Annotated in this window: 14 protein-coding genes and 2 pseudogenes; 8 read left to right on the forward strand and 8 right to left on the reverse strand. The window is 60.3% G+C overall.

The window, feature by feature from the left end:
• Positions 1-14: 14 nt before the first annotated feature.
• Together ypfJ and BLU75_RS26985 are read right to left on the reverse strand one after the other, a co-directional pair.
• Positions 15-902: a KPN_02809 family neutral zinc metallopeptidase gene (gene ypfJ / locus BLU75_RS26980; protein WP_084376441.1), complete on the reverse strand. Its 888-nt coding sequence runs from the start codon at positions 900-902 to the stop codon at positions 15-17.
• Between the two features lie 60 nt (positions 903-962).
• The gene (locus BLU75_RS26985; RefSeq protein ID WP_084376517.1) at positions 963-1,373 is read right to left on the reverse strand and encodes a membrane lipoprotein lipid attachment site-containing protein; all 411 of its coding nucleotides are present in this window, start codon (positions 1,371-1,373) and stop codon (positions 963-965) included.
• 198 nt (positions 1,374-1,571) lie between these two features.
• Between BLU75_RS26985 and BLU75_RS26990 the strand changes: the two genes are divergently transcribed.
• Positions 1,572-2,450, forward strand: a complete 879-nt coding sequence (locus BLU75_RS26990; protein ID WP_084376440.1) for a DMT family transporter — start codon at positions 1,572-1,574, stop codon at positions 2,448-2,450.
• Between the two features lie 7 nt (positions 2,451-2,457).
• Here BLU75_RS26990 and BLU75_RS26995 read toward each other — a convergent pair whose 3' ends face one another.
• Positions 2,458-3,792 (reverse strand): MFS transporter, encoded by a 1,335-nt coding sequence (locus tag BLU75_RS26995; protein ID WP_084376439.1) that lies wholly within the window; start codon positions 3,790-3,792, stop codon positions 2,458-2,460.
• 253 nt (positions 3,793-4,045) lie between these two features.
• Here BLU75_RS26995 and quiC point away from each other — a divergent pair, with 253 nt between their 5' ends.
• A complete protein-coding gene (quiC, locus tag BLU75_RS27000; protein ID WP_084376438.1) occupies positions 4,046-5,938 on the forward strand; it encodes a 3-dehydroshikimate dehydratase QuiC in 1,893 nt (630 codons plus the stop codon).
• Between the two features lie 71 nt (positions 5,939-6,009).
• On the forward strand, positions 6,010-6,675 hold the full coding sequence (locus tag BLU75_RS27005) for a TetR/AcrR family transcriptional regulator (RefSeq protein ID WP_084376437.1): 666 nt from the start codon (positions 6,010-6,012) through the stop codon (positions 6,673-6,675).
• Between the two features lie 11 nt (positions 6,676-6,686).
• Here BLU75_RS27005 and BLU75_RS27010 read toward each other — a convergent pair whose 3' ends face one another.
• On the reverse strand, positions 6,687-7,535 hold the full coding sequence (locus tag BLU75_RS27010) for a shikimate dehydrogenase (protein WP_084376436.1): 849 nt from the start codon (positions 7,533-7,535) through the stop codon (positions 6,687-6,689).
• Positions 7,532-7,981 carry a type II 3-dehydroquinate dehydratase gene (gene aroQ, locus BLU75_RS27015; RefSeq protein WP_084376435.1) on the reverse strand — a complete coding sequence of 150 codons (450 nt, stop codon included), beginning with the start codon at positions 7,979-7,981 and terminating at the stop codon, positions 7,532-7,534. The genes BLU75_RS27010 and aroQ overlap by 4 nt, the downstream gene beginning before the upstream one ends.
• Before the next feature lie 282 nt (positions 7,982-8,263).
• Between aroQ and BLU75_RS28060 the strand changes: the two are divergent.
• Positions 8,264-8,353: pseudogene (locus tag BLU75_RS28060) on the forward strand (DUF4160 domain-containing protein); the annotation flags it as partial.
• A 54-nt stretch (positions 8,354-8,407) separates the two neighbouring features.
• Here the strand turns inward: BLU75_RS28060 and trmA are convergent.
• Positions 8,408-9,487 carry a tRNA (uridine(54)-C5)-methyltransferase TrmA gene (trmA, locus tag BLU75_RS27025; RefSeq protein WP_084376434.1) on the reverse strand — a complete coding sequence of 360 codons (1,080 nt, stop codon included), beginning with the start codon at positions 9,485-9,487 and terminating at the stop codon, positions 8,408-8,410.
• On the reverse strand, positions 9,484-10,779 hold the full coding sequence (locus BLU75_RS27030) for an NCS2 family permease (protein ID WP_084376433.1): 1,296 nt from the start codon (positions 10,777-10,779) through the stop codon (positions 9,484-9,486). Before BLU75_RS27030 ends, trmA begins: the two co-directional genes overlap by 4 nt.
• A gap of 211 nt (positions 10,780-10,990) precedes the next feature.
• On the opposite strand from BLU75_RS27030, the gene BLU75_RS27035 reads away from it, so the two are divergent.
• The 4 genes and pseudogenes from BLU75_RS27035 to BLU75_RS27050 all read left to right on the forward strand — a co-directional run bounded on the left by BLU75_RS27035 (position 10,991) and on the right by BLU75_RS27050 (position 15,233).
• On the forward strand, positions 10,991-11,437 hold the full coding sequence (locus BLU75_RS27035; protein WP_084376432.1) for a DUF4879 domain-containing protein: 447 nt from the start codon (positions 10,991-10,993) through the stop codon (positions 11,435-11,437).
• Positions 11,438-11,542: 105 nt separating this feature from the next.
• Positions 11,543-12,067, forward strand: coding sequence for a (2Fe-2S)-binding protein (locus BLU75_RS27040; RefSeq protein WP_084376516.1), 525 nt, complete (start codon positions 11,543-11,545; stop codon positions 12,065-12,067).
• Positions 12,064-13,053, forward strand: a pseudogene (locus BLU75_RS27045) (FAD binding domain-containing protein). Before BLU75_RS27040 ends, BLU75_RS27045 begins: the two are co-directional and overlap by 4 nt.
• Entirely contained in the window at positions 13,050-15,233 is a 2,184-nt protein-coding gene (locus tag BLU75_RS27050) for a xanthine dehydrogenase family protein molybdopterin-binding subunit (protein WP_084376431.1), read from the forward strand. Before BLU75_RS27045 ends, BLU75_RS27050 begins: the two are co-directional and overlap by 4 nt.
• Before the next feature lie 312 nt (positions 15,234-15,545).
• Here the strand turns inward: BLU75_RS27050 and BLU75_RS27055 are convergent, their stop codons facing one another.
• Entirely contained in the window at positions 15,546-16,787 is a 1,242-nt protein-coding gene (locus tag BLU75_RS27055) for an MFS transporter (protein ID WP_084376515.1), read from the reverse strand.
• Between the last annotated feature and the right edge of the window lie 141 nt (positions 16,788-16,928).

The following is a 16,928-nucleotide window of genomic DNA, read 5'->3' on the forward strand; positions in this document are numbered from 1 at the left end:
CCAACGCTTGCTCATCAAAGACGCGTGGCCGAAAAGGTGTCGCATTGGGTGATCTGGCCCTGGGCAAAACCGGTCTTGAACCAGCGTACCCGCTGTTGCGAGGTGCCGTGGGTGAACGAATCAGGCACCACACGGCCCTGGCCCTGCTGCTGCAACCGATCGTCGCCGATGGCATTGGCCGCATTCAGCGCTTCTTCGATATCGCCGGGTTCCAGCCAGTTCAGGCGCTTTTGCGCACGGTTGGCCCAGACACCGGCGAAGCAGTCGGCTTGCAGTTCCTGGCGTACCAGCAGGCCTCCGTCGCCTTCCATCTGGCGACCTTGCTGGCGCGCCGCCTGAATCTTCGAGGAGATCCCGAGCAGAGTCTGCACATGGTGGCCGACTTCGTGAGCGATCACGTAGGCCTGGGCAAAATCGCCGGCGGCCTGGAAGCGTTGCGACATTTCCCGGAAGAAATCCAGGTCCATGTACACCTGTTGGTCAGTCGGGCAATAGAACGGGCCGCTGGCGGACGTCGCGCCACCGCAGGCGGAGTTCACCCGGCCACGGAACAGAATCAACTTGGGGTTCTTGTAGGTCAGGCCGTTTTCCTTGAACACCTGGCCCCAGGTGTCTTCGGTATCGCCAAGCACGGCGCGGACAAATTCGGCCTGCTCGTCGTTGGCCGGTGGTGCCTGGCGCGTTTGCGGGCTGACGGAAGGGGCTTGCTCGGTCATTTGACCGCTCAGTTGCCCGAGGATCTGCATCGGGTCCTGGCCGGTCAGCAGACCGATGCCGACGATCAGCACAATGGCCGTCAAGCTCAGGCCCTTGCCACCGCCAAAGCGCATACCACCGCCACCACCGCCGTTGTTACGCGCGTCGACCACGTTGTCGCTGCGTCGGCCCTTTTTCCATAGCATGTGGCAATCCTCTTGATGTGCGTGCGGTAGGCGCAATAATCGTTAGTGAGTATGGTCGTTTTAACGGCAATAGCCTTCGCCGGTATTGACCACCAGGCAATCTTTTTTCTCGGTCAGCCACTTCAAGCCAGTGGCTACGCCGTCGCCAGCGCGCAGCAGTTGCGGTCCATCGGGACGGGTAAAACTGATGCCCTCTTCGGTGGCCACGCCCTTGAAGGTGCCTGACGCATCGTCGTCGAGGCCGTAGCGCATGGTCAGCAGGTAATGCCCGCGGCCGATGCTCTGATCTTTGTTGACCGTCAAGCTCAGGCCTTCCACACCGACCCATTGGCCGACCCATTTGTCGGTAGGCAAGACTTCCGGCACCAGGGTGGCTTGTACCGACGCCGGTTGCGGCTGGCTGACCTGCGGCTCTTTATCGCAAGCGCTGAGGAACACCAGGGTGGAGAGGATAAACAAGATTTTTTTCATCATGAGGGATAGGCCTTGGTGGAAATGCGCGCAATGGCTGGCGGGCGTGGAGCGTTGGACTCGATTACTGCAATTTAGTGCGCTGTTCGCCCGGTGTTTGGTTATGCTCTTGAGATACACCTGCGACCGGTTCTAGATTAACCGGTTGAGTGCCACCGTTCTGGGTGGTCATTTCAGCCTGTCGCGCGCGAGAATTCAATGACCCTCAGCACTCCACTTTCCGGCGTCAACCATCCCCTCAAAGGCATTCTGCTGATTGTGGTGGCGACATTCCTGTTCTCCAGCCACGATGCGCTGTCCAAATACCTGGCCGGGTTCTACCCGATCGTGATGGTGGTGTGGGCCCGGTATATGGTGCATACACTGCTGATGGCCGGGATCTTCCTGCCGCAATCAGGCTTGCGGGTGCTGCGCAGCAAGCGGCCATTATGGCAAATCGCCAGGGCGTTGTGCCTGTTGGGCACCAGCCTGTTTTTTACCGCGGCGCTGCACTACATACCCTTGGCCGAAGCAACGGCGGTGAACTTTCTGGCGCCGATCCTGGTGACGGCATTGTCGGTGCCACTGCTGGGCGAACATGTGACGCGGGGCCAGTGGCTGGCGGTTATCTGCGGTTTTGTCGGGGTCATCATCATCGTTCACCCGGGCGGTGAACTGTTCACGCCTGCTGTTTTTCTGCCGCTGACGTCGGCATTGTTTTTCTGCTTCTATCAACTGTTGACCCGCACCCTCAGTCAGTACGACAGCCCCACCACCAGCAACTTCTTCGCCGGCTTGTGCAACACCCTGGTGATGAGCGCGCTGGTGCCGTTCTTCTGGCAAGTACCGAGCTGGCGCCACGCGGTGTTGATGCTGGCGTTGGGCACCTGCGGCATGACCGCGCACCTGATGCTGACCAAGGCATTCCGCGTGGCGGCTCCGGCGTTGCTGGCGCCCTTCGGTTACTGCCAGATCGTGTTTGCGGGGTTGTTGGGATGGCTGGTGTTCAATCACACCCCGGACCTGACCACCGTGGTCGGAATCGGGGTGATTTGCTTGAGCGGCTTGGCCGCTGCCTGGCAGCAGCGGCGGCGTTGAGTTCGACTCAGGCCTCGACGGTCGGAATCTTGCGCGGGGCCATGAAGTACATCCAGGTCAGCGCGATGAAGTACATCGCCGGGATCAGGGTGAACAGCACGGTATAGTTGTTGTGGGTCACCGTCAGGATATGGCCGACGACCTGGGTCATGAACATTCCGCCGATGGCCGCGCACATCCCGCCGAAACCAAACACCGTGCTCATCATGTGCTTGGGCGTGTAGTCCATCACCAGGCTCCAGATATTGGCGGTCCAGGCCTGGTGCGCGCCGATGGCCAGGGAGATGGCAAACACCGCAACCCACAATTGACTGGAGCCTGCGGCCATGATCACCCCGACGATGCAGCAGGCAAACAGCAGCATCGACAGCAATCGCGCCTTGATTGGCTGCATGCCACGCCCGATCAGGAACGAAGACAGGATCCCGCCACCCACGCTGCCGAAATCCGCCGTCAGGTAAATGATGATCAGCGGGATGCCCATCTGGGTCACGTTGATGCCCAGGTTGTATTGCTGGTTGAGGAATGGTGGCAACCAGTACAGGTAAAACCAGAACACCGGCGCCGTCAGCGAGTAGGCGATGGCGAAGGCCCAGGTGCCGCGCATGCGCAGGATACGGCTGAACGGCACGCGAGGTTGTTCTGGTTCGACTTGCTGTTGTACGTAGTCCAATTCCGATTGCTTGACGCTCGGATGGTCTTCCGGGTTGTAGTACTTCAAACCCCAGAACACCAGCCAGATGCCGCCCAGTGCTGCCATGCACAGAAACGCTGCCTGCCAGCCCCATACGTGGAGAATCAACGGCAGCAGCATCGGCGTGAACATGGCGCCGACGTTGGTTCCCGCGTTGAAGATGCCGGTGGCCACCGCGCGCTCGCCGGCCGGAAACCACAGGCGGGTCGTCTTGACGCAGGCCGGGTAGTTGGCCGCTTCGGTCAGACCGAGGATAAAGCGGCAGACCATAAAGCCCACTGCCGAGGTCGCCAGCCCGTGGGCGCCGGTGGCGATGCTCCACAGCAGCACGGCGCAGAAGAACACACGCTTGACGCCGACTCGGTCGATCAGCCGGCCTTGCAGTACAAAACCGATGGCGTAACCGACCTGGAACCAGAAGTTGATATTGGCGTAGTCCATCGCCGTCCAGCTCATTTCCTTGGCCAGGATTGGCTGCATGACGCCGAGGGCGGCACGGTCGATGTAGTTCAGGGTGGTGGCAAAAAACACCAGGGCCAGCATGCCCCAGCGGGTTTTACCGACGGCGAGTGCACCGCGAATCTTGTCGCCGATGGCCGCGTTCGGGTTGCCAGGGCGCGCGGCCATGGCGGAGTTTTGCGAAGGCATGAGAGGTACCCGTTTTTTTAAATTCTTATGATGTGTTCTGGGTCTTGATCACTCCAGGGCGCTCATTAAAAGCGGTCCCGGATGCGCAGTCGATGGTGCGCAGTGGCTAAAAAATCGTCAATTCTCCAACCGTCATTGTGTTCGATAATCGCCCAAAAAACTAACCGGTTCGTACATTTTAAATTGCTGTGCTTTAGTGTGAGGTCAATAATTTGCCTCAGACAAGATCAGCCCTAATTGCCGGGAGTCGCCCATGCAACGTTCCATCGCCACCGTTTCCCTGAGCGGTACCCTGCCGGAAAAGCTCGAAGCCATTGCCGCGGCCGGGTTCGATGGTGTGGAAATCTTCGAAAACGACTTGCTGTATTACGACGGCAGCCCGCGTGAAATCAGGCAGATGTGTGCCGATCTGGGCATCGTCATTACCCTTTTTCAGCCATTTCGTGATTTTGAAGGATGCCGTCGCGACCGCCTGGCGCGCAACCTGGACCGTGCCGAGCACAAGTTCGACTTGATGCAGGAACTGGGCACCGACTTGGTACTGGTGTGCAGTAACGCGTCGGCGGACTCAACGGGCGAGCACTCGATCCTGCGCGATGACTTGACCCTGCTGGCCGAGCGCGCTGGCCGTCGCAGCTTGCGTATTGGTTACGAAGCCCTGGCCTGGGGGCGCCACGTCAACACCTGGCAACAGGTGTGGAACCTGGTGCGCGAGATTGATCACCCAAGCCTTGGGGTGTTGCTGGACAGTTTTCATACCTTGTCTCTCAAGGGGGATCCCACGGCGATCGCCGATATTCCCGGTGACAAGATTTTCTTCGTGCAAATGGCCGACGCACCGCTCCTGGCCATGGACGTGCTGGAGTGGAGCAGGCATTTCCGCTGCTTCCCCGGCCAGGGTGAATTCGACCTGGCAGGCTTTCTCGCACCGATCATCAAGAGTGGTTACACCGGGCCATTATCCCTTGAGGTTTTCAATGACGGCTTCCGTGCCGCACCGACCCGAGCCAATGCAGCCGATGGTTTTCGCTCACTGCTGTACCTGGAGGAGAAGACCCGCGAGCGCCTGGAGCAAGCAGCCACATCCGTGGATATCCTGTTTGAAACCCCGGTCGCCAGCGAGTATGACGGCATCGAGTTTCTGGAGTTTGCCGTCGACGAAAGTCTCGGTGCCAAGCTTTCGCAGTGGTTGCAGCGCTTGGGGTTTGTCAATGCGGGGCAGCATCGCTCCAAGAACGTCAGCTTGTTGCGCCAGGGTGATATCAACCTGATCCTCAACTGCGAGCCTTACTCCTTTGCCCACAATTTTTTCGAGGCCCATGGCCCATCGTTGTGTGCCACGGCAATTCGGGTCAAAGACAGCACCAAGGCCCTGGAGCGGGCGGTGGCTTACAAGGGCCAGCCGTATCGCGGCCTGGTCGGGCCCAATGAACTGGAGCTGGCGGCGGTACGTGCTCCCGACGGCAGCCTGATTTATCTGGTCGATGATCGAGACGGGCTCTACGACACCGACTTCTACCTGCAATCCGAGGCATCAGGCGAAGGTGGCCTATTGCGTATCGATCATATGGCCATGGCGCTGCCGGCCGACAGCCTCGACAGTTGGGTGCTGTTCTACAAGAGCCTGCTGGATTTCGAGGCCGATGATGAAGTGGTACTGCCTGATCCTTATGGCCTGGTAAAAAGTCGAGCGTTGCGCAGCCGCTGCAGTTCGATTCGCCTGCCGCTGAACATTTCCGAGAACCGCAACACGGCGATTTCCCATGCGCTCTCCAGCTATCGTGGCAGCGGAGTGCATCACATTGCTTTCGATTGCGCGGATATTTTCGCGCAAGTCAGTCGCGCCAAAGAGGCGGGAGTACCGTTGCTGGATATCCCGCTTAATTATTACGACGACCTCGCGGCGCGCTTCGATTTCGATGACCAATTCCTCAGCGAGCTGGCGTACTACAACGTCTTGTACGACCGCGACGCCCAGGGCGGTGAGTTGTTTCATGTGTACACCGAACCCTTCGAAGGGCGTTTCTTCTTCGAGATCATCCAGCGCAAGAACGGTTATTCCGGCTACGGCGCGGCCAACGTTGCGGTACGTCTGGCGGCAATGGCCAAGTCTCGCAGCGGCGCGGTGCGCCAGGCCAAGTTGTAGGGGATTGATGCTTCCTTAGTGGGGCGCGGCACCCCATAATCACGGCCAGCATCCATGGCCGTGAGTGCAACATGATTTCGACCTCCCAATTGCCTGCCGCGTCCCTGGCGCCGCGCAAGAACCGCAAGAACAACCCGGAAAAGACCCGCGAGAACATTCTGCAAGAAGCCATTGTCGAGTTCGTCCAGCAGGGGCTGTCCGGTGCGCGAGTGGACGCCATCGCCGAGCGCATCCACACCTCAAAACGCATGATTTATTACTACTTCGGCAGTAAGGAACAGTTGTACGTTGAGGTGCTGGAAAAACTCTATGGGGATATTCGCAATACTGAAACCCGGATGAACCTCACCGAGCTTGAGCCACAGGAGGCGATCCGGCGCCTGGTGGAATTTACCTTTGATCATCACGACCAGAACGTGGATTTCGTGCGTATCGTCAGCATCGAGAACATCCACAATGCCGAGTACGTGAAGCGGTCGGATTCGATCAAGGCAATGAACAGCAACATCCTCGAGGCGCTCGGCACCACCTTGCAACGAGGTGCCGAACTGGGTGTATTCCGCGCAGGGCTGGAGCCGCTGGACGTGCACTTGCTGATCAATTCGTTCAGTTTTTACCGGGTGTCCAACCGTCATACGTTCAGTGAGATTTTTCAGATCGAGTTATCGGATGAGGCGGTCAAACAACGCCATCGAGCGATGATTTGCGAGTCGGTACTGCGCTACTTGCAGGCTTGAACGATCTCGCGTCAGTTATTCATGTGCTGGAAGTGTTCGAGCATCCGTTCTGCATTCGCCACTTCGCCGCTGAACAACTCAAACGCTTTTACCGCCTGGAACACCGCCATCTGCCCACCGTCCAGGGTGCGGCAACCCAGCGCCCGAGCCTCGCGCAACAGTTCGGTTTGCAGCGGGAAGTAGACGATTTCCGCCACCCACATCGCACGACGCAACAGTGGCGGTGGTACCGGCGTGCCCGGCAGTTTGGCCATGCCGATGGGCGTGGTGTTGACCAGGCCGTCAGCCTCGGCCATGGCGCTGGTCAAGTTGCTGCCGGCCTGCGCGCGGCCCACACCGAAGTGTTGGTTGAGGTTATCGGCCAGGCTCTGTGCGCGGTTGTCATCCACATTAAAAATACTCAGTTGCTCCACGCCTTCACCGAGCAGCGCGTGCGCCACCGCAGCCCCGGCGCCACCTGCGCCCATCTGCACCACGCGCTTGCGCGCGGTATCACTCAAGCCCCGGCGAAAGCCTTCGGCAAAACCCAGGCAGTCAGTGTTGTGGCCAATGCGCTTGCCCTCGCGCCAGATCACGGTGTTGACCGCACCAATCCCTCGAGCTTCGGGCGACAGTTCATCGAGTAGTGGCAGGATCAATTGTTTGCACGGGTAAGTGATGTTCAGCCCGGTGAAGTTCATCTGCTCGGCCGCCCGCAGCAAGTCGGGCAGGGCGCTGCTGTCCAGGTGTAACTGATCCAGGTCGATCAGGCGATACAGGTAGTGCATGCCCTGGGCATCGCCTTCGTGCTCATGCAGGGCAGGCGTGCGCGAGGCCTGGATACCCGAACCGATCAGGCCAGCGAGAATACGCGCTTTCATTGATCACGCCCTTTCAACATCTGGCTGAAATGCTCGAGGGCCAAGTGATAACCGTGGCTGCCAAACCCGGCGAGCACCGCCTTGGCGACCGGCGACACGAAGGAATGATGGCGGAAAGGTTCGCGAGCATGCACGTTGGACAAATGCACTTCGATCACCGGCAACTCACTGGCGACCAACGCATCGCGGATTGCCACGGACGTGTGGGTCCAGGCCGCCGGGTTGATCACAATCGCGGCGCAACGTGTGCGTGCGCCGTGGATCCAGTCCAGCAGTTCACCCTCATGGTTGGTTTGGCGAAACTCCAGTTTCAAACCCAATTGTTCAGCGCTGCGGCCACACAGGGCGGCGACGTCGGCGAGGGTTTCATGGCCGTAAGTGGCCGGTTCGCGAGTGCCCAGCAGGTTGAGGTTGGGGCCGTTGAGCACCAGCACGATAGGGGGCATGGGGCGGTCTCCACTGTTGTTTTTATCGAGAGAAACAAAATGTACTGAATAGTTAATTTGGTCAATCGAGGGGGAGGCCGCTAGAGGAGAATCGTTCGATTATCGAACGCTGAATACGCACGCTACGGTTCGGCGGGCAACGGCACGAGCGATTACAACCTGATGGTCGAAATCGTTCGGCGCGTTACTACGCTGTGAAGCAGTTCCAGAGAAAAAGCCGGTTGTCGGTTAGCACCTGGAAAACGGCTAATCGTTAATAAATAACCTAACGGATGGGTTGATGTGACAGTAGGCATTTACAAAGGACATGTGATTGCAGTGTTTCTCAGGGATGAGCACTGCCCGCCCCATGTGCATGTGGCGGGCAAGGAGGGCGGCCGACCGCGCAAGGTGTTGTAGGTGCCGGCAAGCCAGCTCCTGAAAGGCTTACCGACGGGTCAGTAGTACACCCGATTCCATATGGTGGGTCCACGGGAACTGGTCAAACATTGCGCACCGAGTAACACGGTGCGTGTCGTGCAGTTGCGCGATGTTCGCCGCCAGCGTCTGCGGGTTGCAGGAGATGTACAGGATGTTCTCGAAGCGCCGGGTCAGTTCGCAGGTGTCTGGGTCCATGCCGGCACGCGGCGGATCGACGAATACACTGCCAAACGCGTAGCTTTTGAGATCGATGCCGTGCAGGCGACGGAACGGCCGCACTTCGTTCAAGGCTTCGGTCAGCTCTTCGGCGGACAAGCGCACCAGGGTGACGTTATCCACAGCGTTTTCATCGAGGTTGCTCAGGGCTGCGTTGACCGAAGTCTTGCTGATCTCGGTGGCCAGCACTTTGCGCACACGGGTTGCCAGCGGCAGGGTGAAGTTGCCGTTGCCGCAGTACAACTCCAGCAGGTCGTCGCTGCGATCGCCCAGGGCGTCATACGCCCAGTTGAGCATTTTCTGATTCACCGTGCCGTTGGGCTGGGTGAACGCGCCTTCCGGCTGGCGGTAACTGAAGGTACGGCCGCCGACCTCAAGCTTTTCCACCACGTAATCGCGACCGATCACGTCGCGCTTGCCCTTCGAGCGGCCGATGATGCTGACGTCCAGATCGGCGGCAAGCTGCTTGGCCGCCGCGTGCCAATGCTCGTCCAGCGGACGGTGATAGCACAGCGTGATCATCGCGTCGCCGGCCAGGGTGGTCAGGAACTCAACCTGGAACAGCTTGTGACTCAAGGCGGCGCTGGCTTGCCAGGCGGCCTTGAGCTGCGGCATCAACTGGTTGATGCGGGTGCTTGCGATGGGGAACTCTTCGATCAGAATCGGCGTGCGCTTGTCGTCCTGGGAGAACATCGCATAGTGACGCTGACCTTCTTCACGCCACAGGCGGAACTCGGCGCGCAGGCGGAAGTTCTGCAACGGCGAGTCGAAAACCTGTGGCTCGGGTGCCTCGAACGGTGCGAGCAGGTCACGCAGGCGCGTGACCTTGTCTTGCAGTTGCAGGGCGTAACTTGCAGCATCAAAAGTCATGCGGGGAACCAGCCTAGCTTGATCACAAACAGCAGCGACAGAATCACCAGCGCCGGGTTCAGTTCACGGTAGCGGCCCGAAAGCAGCTTGATACCGGTCCAGGCGATGAAACCGAAGGCAATGCCGTTGGCGATGGAGTAAGTGAAGGGCATCGCCAGGGCAGTGATCACCACCGGCGCTGCAACGGTAATGTCGTCCCAGTCGATTTCCGCCAGGCCCGAGGTCATCAGCACCGCCACGAACAGCAACGCTGGCGCGGTGGCAAAGGCCGGTACGCTGGAGGCCAGCGGCGAGAAGAACAACGCCAGCAGGAACAGGATCGCCACCACGATGGCCGTCAAGCCGGTGCGGCCCCCGGCACTCACGCCGGCCGCGGACTCGATGTAGCTGGTGGTGGTCGAGGTGCCCAGCAGGGAGCCGGCCATGGCGGCGGTGCTGTCAGCGATCAGCGCGCGGCCCATTTTCGGCATGTGGCCGTCCTTGCCCATCAGGCCGGCGCGCTTGGCGACGCCGATCAGGGTGCCGGAGTTGTCGAACAGGTCAACGAACAGAAAGGCAAAGATGATGCTGATCAGGCCGATATCCAGGGCGCCGGCGATGTCCAGTTGCAGGAAGGTCGGGGCCAGGGAAGGCGGCATCGACATCACCCCGCCAAACGGCGTGAAGCCCAGCACGATCGAGGCGATGGTGACCGCCAGAATGCCGATCAGCACGGCGCCGCGAACCTTCAAGGCTTCCAGGGCAACGATCAGCGCAAAACCCAGCGTGGCGAGAACCGGCGCTGGCTTGGCCAGATCGCCCATGCTCAACATGGTCGCCGGGTTACTGATCACGATGCCTGCGTTTTGCAAGGCGATCAGCGCCAGGAACAGGCCGATACCGGCGGCAATCGCCGAGCGCAGCGGCAGCGGGATGCTGTTGATGATCCATTCACGGATGCGGAAGATCGACAGCAGGAAGAACAGCACGGCGGAAACGAAGACCGCGCCCAACGCCACTTGCCAGGTGTGGCCCTGGTGCAGGACCACGGTGTAGGTAAAGAAAGCGTTCAAGCCCATGCCCGGCGCCAGGGCAATCGGGTAGTTGGCGATCAGGCCCATGATCGCCGAGCCGATGGCGGCCGCCAGGCAGGTGGCGACGAACAGGGCGCCTTTGTCCATGCCGGTCTCGCCGAGAATGCTCGGGTTGACGAACAGGATATAGGCCATGGCCAGAAAGGTCGTGATGCCCGCGAGAATCTCGGTGCGCACGTTGGTGTCGTGGGCCTTGAGTTGAAACAGCTTTTCCAGCATGCCTGCTCCCTGTGGCGCGCTCGGCGCCGTTATTTGTTGACCTCAAAGTCAAAGCACAAACTGCGCCAGGCGCCGCGTGTTTTCGAGAGAGGATCGGAAAAAGCGGCGCATCATACCAGCAGGTCGCCGGCCTGTGGCACCCGGCCTCGGTTTTGTTGAGTGTGGCCTTGGGGCATACTCCCCCGACGTTCAGCCGTGGGTCATTAAAAGCATGAAAAAAGCCATCGCGTGGAGTCTAGCTCCGTTTGCCTGCCTCGGCCTGTGGCTGGGACCGGCACCGGCGTGGAGCGCGCCTGCACTGGCCTTGAGCGAGGTGCGCGTGTTCAAGGTTGAGTCGGCCAATTGCACGGAGGTCATCCCCGAACGGGCGGAGAGTACTCATCTGTGCGCGCATCGCGGACCCACTAAGATCTACGTGAAGGAGCTAGGCATCGGCAACAACTCCGTGGCCTCGTTCGACGGCGCGCGGCTGGCGGGTCGGAGCACGGCGGTCTGCCAGGTGGGCTCCATCAGCCAGGCGTGCAATGGCGCGGGGACATTAATGGGCTATGTCTACGTGTTTGAGCTGGATGTGCGGGCGCAGGGCTCGTTCCGCTACAGCAACACCTCCATCAATGCGCCGCGCAATACCCTGAGCACTGTGCTCTCCATCCGCTGATTCCCGTCCATCAATTCCCTTGAACGCTCATAACCCCTCGAAGTCGTACCGCTAAGACGGCGACTTCCGAGAACGCCGCGAATGCACACCAACCGTGAGGTGTTTATGAGCGCGATCCCTACTGGCGCGGCGGCCAAGCCGTTTGTCGGACATTCGATTAACCTGGTCCTCAATGGTCAAGCCCGCCAACTGGAGGTATTGCCCTGGACCACGCTGTTGGATCTGTTGCGTGAGCAACTGGACCTGACCGGCAGTAAAAAAGGTTGCGACCACGGTCAGTGTGGCGCCTGCACCGTGTTGCTCAATGGCAAGCGGATCAACGCCTGCCTGACGTTGGCGGTCATGTGCGACGGCGCCGAATTGACCACCGTCGAAGGGTTGGCCACTGGCGACAAATTGCACCCGATGCAACAGGCCTTCATCAAGCACGACGCGTTCCAGTGTGGCTACTGCACCCCCGGGCAGATTTGTTCGGCGATAGGCCTGGCCCGAGAAGGCCGTGCCCATGATGCGGCGCAGATTCAGGAATTGATGAGCGGCAACCTGTGCCGCTGCGGTGCCTACAACAATATTCGCGATGCAGTGCAAGAGGCGTTGCCGGCGTGCCGAGCGTCGGGAGGTGAGCGATGAACCCCTTTCACTACAGCAAACCCGCCGATGTACAGGCAGCCGTGGCGCTGAGCAGCGCGACCTCGCGTTTCATTGCCGGTGGCACCAACCTGCTGGATCTGATGAAAGAGAACATCAGCCACCCCGAGCACCTGATCGACATTACCGGCCTGCCACTGCGCGAGGTTGAGTAGACGCCGGCCGGTGGCGTGATGATCGGTGCCTTGGTGAGCAATGCCGACCTGGCCTGGCATCCCTTGATCGAACAACGTTACCCACTGCTGTCCCAGGCGATCCTGGCCGGTGCTTCGCCGCAACTGCGCAACATGGCCAGCACTGGGGGCAACCTGTTGCAGCGTACGCGCTGTTATTACTTCTATGACGCCGCCGTGCCGTGCAACAAGCGCGAACCTGGCAGCGGCTGCCCGGCACGGCACGGTTTGAATCGTATCCACGCGATCCTCGGGGCCAGCGAGCAGTGTGTCGCCACACACCCGTCGGACATGTGCGTGGCCCTGGCCGCGCTGCAAGCACGTGTGCATGTGCAAGGGCGTGGCGGTGCGCGGGTGATTGAGTTTGCCGACTTTCATCGGCTACCGGACGATGCGCCACAGCGAGACAACCAATTGGCCGATGATGAACTGATCACCGCCGTTGAATTGCCCGCCGACCATCTGGCGGCTCACAGTCATTACCTGAAAATCCGTGACCGTGCTTCTTATGCCTTTGCCCTGGTGTCGGTCGCCGCCGCGCTGGAGCTGGACGGCGAGGTAATCCGCGACGCGCGTCTGGCCTTGGGCGGTGTTGCCCACAAACCGTGGCGTGACCGTGCGGTGGAAGCGGCCTTGATAGGTCAGCCCGTCAGTCGCGAGACCTTCAGCGCGGCGGCCGAGGCGCTGTTGCAGGATGCCCAGCCCCTTGAACACAACGCCTTCAAGATCAAACTGGCACGTCGGGCGATCATTCGCGCCTTGAGCGATGCTGCAGTTGCGGGAGATCGCTCATGAGTGCCATCGGCAAACCGTTGGATCGGGTGGACGGTCTGCTGAAGGTCACCGGTCAGGCACGTTACGCCGGTGAGTTTGCTGAAGATGGCCTGCTGCACGGCAGCGTGGTGTCCAGCAGCATCGCCAAGGGCCGTGTGCTGCATATTGACGCTTCACAGGCGTTGGCATTGCCGGGCGTGGTGAGGGTGCTCGATCACCTCAACCGGCCCAGACTGTCCAGCTATGATGACAGCTACGCCGACGCCGATGCCGCCGACGGCTCGCCGTTCCGTCCGCTCTACAACGATCGCGTGCTGTACAGCGGTCAACCGTTGGCCCTGGTGATTGCCGATAACCTGGAACTGGCGCGACATGCCGGGTCGCTGGTGCGCATCGAGTATGAACGCGAAGCCGCTGAAACCGACCTGCTCACGTTACGTGAGCAGGCTCATCCGTCGCCTCAGGAACTGCCCAAGCCGCGTGGCAACTTTCAGGCCGAATGGGCCGGCGCTGCCATCAACCTGGATTTGCACTACAGCACCCCCATCGAACACCACAACCCGATGGAACCGCACGCGAGTACCGTGCTGTACCAGGCGGACGGTACGCTGCATATCCACGACAAGACCCAGGGCACGCAAAACTGCCAGGCCTACGTGCAGAAAGTGTTTGGCCTGGATAAAAGCCAGGTCCGGGTTTTCGCCGCGTTCGTTGGCGGGGCATTTGGCTCCGGCTTGCGCCCGCAGTATCAATTACCGCTGGCGGTAATGGCGTCACTGGCGCTGAAGCGGTCGGTACGGGTCACCCTGACTCGTCAGCAGATGTTCACTTTCGGCTATCGCCCGCGCACCTTGCAGCGTCTGCAAATAGGCGCGGCGGCAAATGGTCGGTTGCTGGCACTAGGGCATACCGCCATTGGCCAGACATCGCGTTTCGAGGACTTCAGCGAACACGTGGTGGAATGGAGCGGCATGCTTTATCACTGCGACAACGTGCAACTGACCTACAAATTAGTGCCGCTGGACGTGTTCACCCCGCTGGATATGCGCGCCCCTGGCGCCGCCCTCGGGTTGATTGGCCTGGAGTGTGCGATGGATGAACTGGCCTGCGCCCTGGCCATCGATCCGGTGCAGTTACGCCTGATCAACTATGCCGAGCGCAATCAGAACGAAGACAAACCCTGGTCCAGCAAAGCCTTGCGCGAGTGTTACCGCGAAGGCGCCGAGCGTTTTGGCTGGCGTCAGCGCAACCCGGAACCGCGCAGCATGCGCGAGGGCCGCCAGTTGATTGGCTGGGGCATGGCGGGCGGGGTGTGGGAGGCGATGCAAATGAAGGCCAGCGCCAAGGCCTCGATCGATCACGAGGGCAAGCTTACGGTGAGCAGTGCGACCACCGACATCGGCACGGGCACCTACACGGTGATGACGCAGATCGCGGCGCAGACCTGCGGCGTGGCGATGGACGATGTGCGCTTTATCCTCGGTGACTCGTCACTGCCCACGGCACCGCTGCAAGGCGGTTCGTTTACCGTGTCGTCGGTCGGCACGGCGGTGCAGCAAGCCTGTGAAGCCTTGAATGAAAAACTGCTGACGGTGGCCCGCAAGACGTATCCGGCCTTTAGCGAGGCCGAGTCGGCGCGCTTTGAAAATGCTCAGTTGCACGCCGGCGAGCAGCACATTGACCTGGCGCAATTGGTGCGTGACAGCGGCGAGCAGTGCCTGGAAGTGCAGGTCGACAGCGAACCCGACGAGCGCCGCAAAGGCTACGCCTCGGCCACGCATTCGGCGGTGTTCGTCGAGGTGCGGGTGGATGAAGACCTGGGCACCATCCAGGTCAGTCGGGTGGTCAGCGCGGTGGCGGCCGGGCGGGTGGTCAATCCGAAAATGGCCCGTAGCCAGATCCTTGGTGGCGTGGTCTGGGGGATTGGCATGGCCTTGCATGAGGAGACTCAGGTCGACCATCAGTTGGGGCGTTACATGAATCACAGCCTGGCGGAGTACCACATTCCGGTGAACGCTGATGTCGGCGAAATTGACGTGCTATTCGTTGAGGAACACGACGAGATTGTGAATGCGCTGGGCTCCAAGGGCGTCGGTGAGATTGGTATAGTCGGGGTCGCGGCGGCGGTGGCGAATGCGATTTATCATGCTACGGGTAAGCGGGTACGGGAGTTTCCGATTACGTTGGATAAGGTGTTGTAGACAGGCGCGTTGGCGGTGAGAGAGTGGTTCGGCTTGGGATCTGCCCCTCACCCTAACCCTCTCCCCAGAGGGGAGAGGGGACTGATCGGGAAATATTGGCAATCTATGGCAACCTGAAACAGCAGCTTTGAATCCATAATTCAAAATGGTTTTTCAGGTCGCAAATTTTCTCAGCCCACTTTGGTCTGTCCCCTCGCCCCTCTGGGGAGAGGGTTAGGGTGAGGGGCGGTCCATGCAACATTGCTCAAACTCGCCACGCCCCAAGGATCTTCATCTCTTGACGGATCGATGTCAGCCAAGTCTCAGTCGGCCTCAAGACAGACGCGAGTCTTCCACCGGCGTATGCATGCGATCACGCTTGGCCAGGGTCGGGAACAGTCTGATCCAGACCCCGGTCACCAGCAGCGTACCGACACCGCCCAACACTACAGCAGGCACGGTGCCCAGCCAGTGCGCGGTGACGCCGGATTCAAATTCGCCCAACTGATTGGAGGCGCCGATAAACAATCCATTCACCGCACTGACCCGGCCACGCATCTCATCGGGGGTTTCCAACTGCACGAACGAGGCGCGAATGACCATGCTGATCATGTCCGCCGCGCCCAGCACCACCAGCACCGCCAGGGAAAACCAGAATGAGGTGGAGAGCCCGAACGCAATGGTCGCCACGCCAAATACGCCCACGGCGGTAAACATCACGCGTCCGACGTGACGGTCCACGGCAAAGCGCGCCAGCCACAACGACATCAACAGTGCGCCCACCGCCGGCGCCGAGCGCAGCAGGCCAAGACCCCAGGCGCCGGTCAACAGAATGTCCTTGGCGAACACCGGCAGCAATGCAGTTGCACCGCCCAACAGCACGGCGAACAGGTCGAGGGAAATGGCCCCGAGGATGTCGGGCCGGCTGCGGATAAAGCGGATGCCGGCGAGTAACGAATCCAGCGTCGCCTTGCCTTTGTTCAGGGGCATTTGACGGGCAGGCAAGTTCAGGGTCAGCACGCAGGCGATCAGGTACAACACGACGGTCGGGCCATACACCCAGGTGCTGCCAAAGGCATACAGCAAACCACCGAGGGCCGGGGCGACGATGGTTGCCGATTGTTGAGCCGACTGCGCGGCGGCCACGGCCCGAGGAAACAGTGCGCTGGGCACGATGCTTGGCAGCAAGGCTTGGGTGGTGGGCATTTCAAAGGAACGGGCGGCGCCCAACAGGAACGCCAGGATGAAGATCATTTCGCGGGTGATATTGCCCGTCAGGCTGCCAACCACCAGCGACAACGCAATCATCGCCTGGAGCGTCTGGCAGATGGCGGCGACCTTGCGTCGTTCATAGCGGTCGGCGACATGCCCGGTGTGCAGCATGAACAACACCCTTGGCACGAACTCCACCAGACCCACCAGGCCCAGGTCCAGCACATTGCCGGTCAGTTGATAAAGGTTCCAGCCGATGGCCACCGTGAGCATCTGGAAACCACTGGCGGTAAAGATCCGCGCGAGCCAGAACGCGATGAAAGGGCGGTGGTGACGTAACAGCAACTCGGGTTCACTGGGCATCGGAAAGACTGGACTGAGCGTGAGGAAAAGCGAGGGTAGCATCTAGCTGTAACAAATAGTTGCGAGATCCAGCCTGTCCTTGGCAAGACATGCACTTGACTGAGGCAACCTGTCACGCGGCAAAAGACCACACAGTGCAAC

The organism is Pseudomonas mucidolens, from assembly GCF_900106045.1.
Taxonomy (GTDB): domain Bacteria; phylum Pseudomonadota; class Gammaproteobacteria; order Pseudomonadales; family Pseudomonadaceae; genus Aquipseudomonas; species Aquipseudomonas mucidolens.

What these genes read in the sequence shown, in the direction of transcription:
- ypfJ (WP_084376441.1), bottom strand. Translation starts at nt 902, where the DNA reads ATGCTATGGAAAAAGGGCCGACGCAGCGACAACGTGGTCGACGCGCGT.
- BLU75_RS26985 (WP_084376517.1), bottom strand. Translation starts at nt 1,373, where the DNA reads ATGAAAAAAATCTTGTTTATCCTCTCCACCCTGGTGTTCCTCAGCGCT.
- BLU75_RS26990 (WP_084376440.1), top strand. Translation starts at nt 1,572, where the DNA reads ATGACCCTCAGCACTCCACTTTCCGGCGTCAACCATCCCCTCAAAGGC.
- BLU75_RS26995 (WP_084376439.1), bottom strand. Translation starts at nt 3,792, where the DNA reads ATGCCTTCGCAAAACTCCGCCATGGCCGCGCGCCCTGGCAACCCGAAC.
- quiC (WP_084376438.1), top strand. Translation starts at nt 4,046, where the DNA reads ATGCAACGTTCCATCGCCACCGTTTCCCTGAGCGGTACCCTGCCGGAA.
- BLU75_RS27005 (WP_084376437.1), top strand. Translation starts at nt 6,010, where the DNA reads ATGATTTCGACCTCCCAATTGCCTGCCGCGTCCCTGGCGCCGCGCAAG.
- BLU75_RS27010 (WP_084376436.1), bottom strand. Translation starts at nt 7,535, where the DNA reads ATGAAAGCGCGTATTCTCGCTGGCCTGATCGGTTCGGGTATCCAGGCC.
- aroQ (WP_084376435.1), bottom strand. Translation starts at nt 7,981, where the DNA reads ATGCCCCCTATCGTGCTGGTGCTCAACGGCCCCAACCTCAACCTGCTG.
- trmA (WP_084376434.1), bottom strand. Translation starts at nt 9,487, where the DNA reads ATGACTTTTGATGCTGCAAGTTACGCCCTGCAACTGCAAGACAAGGTC.
- BLU75_RS27030 (WP_084376433.1), bottom strand. Translation starts at nt 10,779, where the DNA reads ATGCTGGAAAAGCTGTTTCAACTCAAGGCCCACGACACCAACGTGCGC.
- BLU75_RS27035 (WP_084376432.1), top strand. Translation starts at nt 10,991, where the DNA reads ATGAAAAAAGCCATCGCGTGGAGTCTAGCTCCGTTTGCCTGCCTCGGC.
- BLU75_RS27040 (WP_084376516.1), top strand. Translation starts at nt 11,543, where the DNA reads ATGAGCGCGATCCCTACTGGCGCGGCGGCCAAGCCGTTTGTCGGACAT.
- BLU75_RS27050 (WP_084376431.1), top strand. Translation starts at nt 13,050, where the DNA reads ATGAGTGCCATCGGCAAACCGTTGGATCGGGTGGACGGTCTGCTGAAG.
- BLU75_RS27055 (WP_084376515.1), bottom strand. Translation starts at nt 16,787, where the DNA reads ATGCCCAGTGAACCCGAGTTGCTGTTACGTCACCACCGCCCTTTCATC.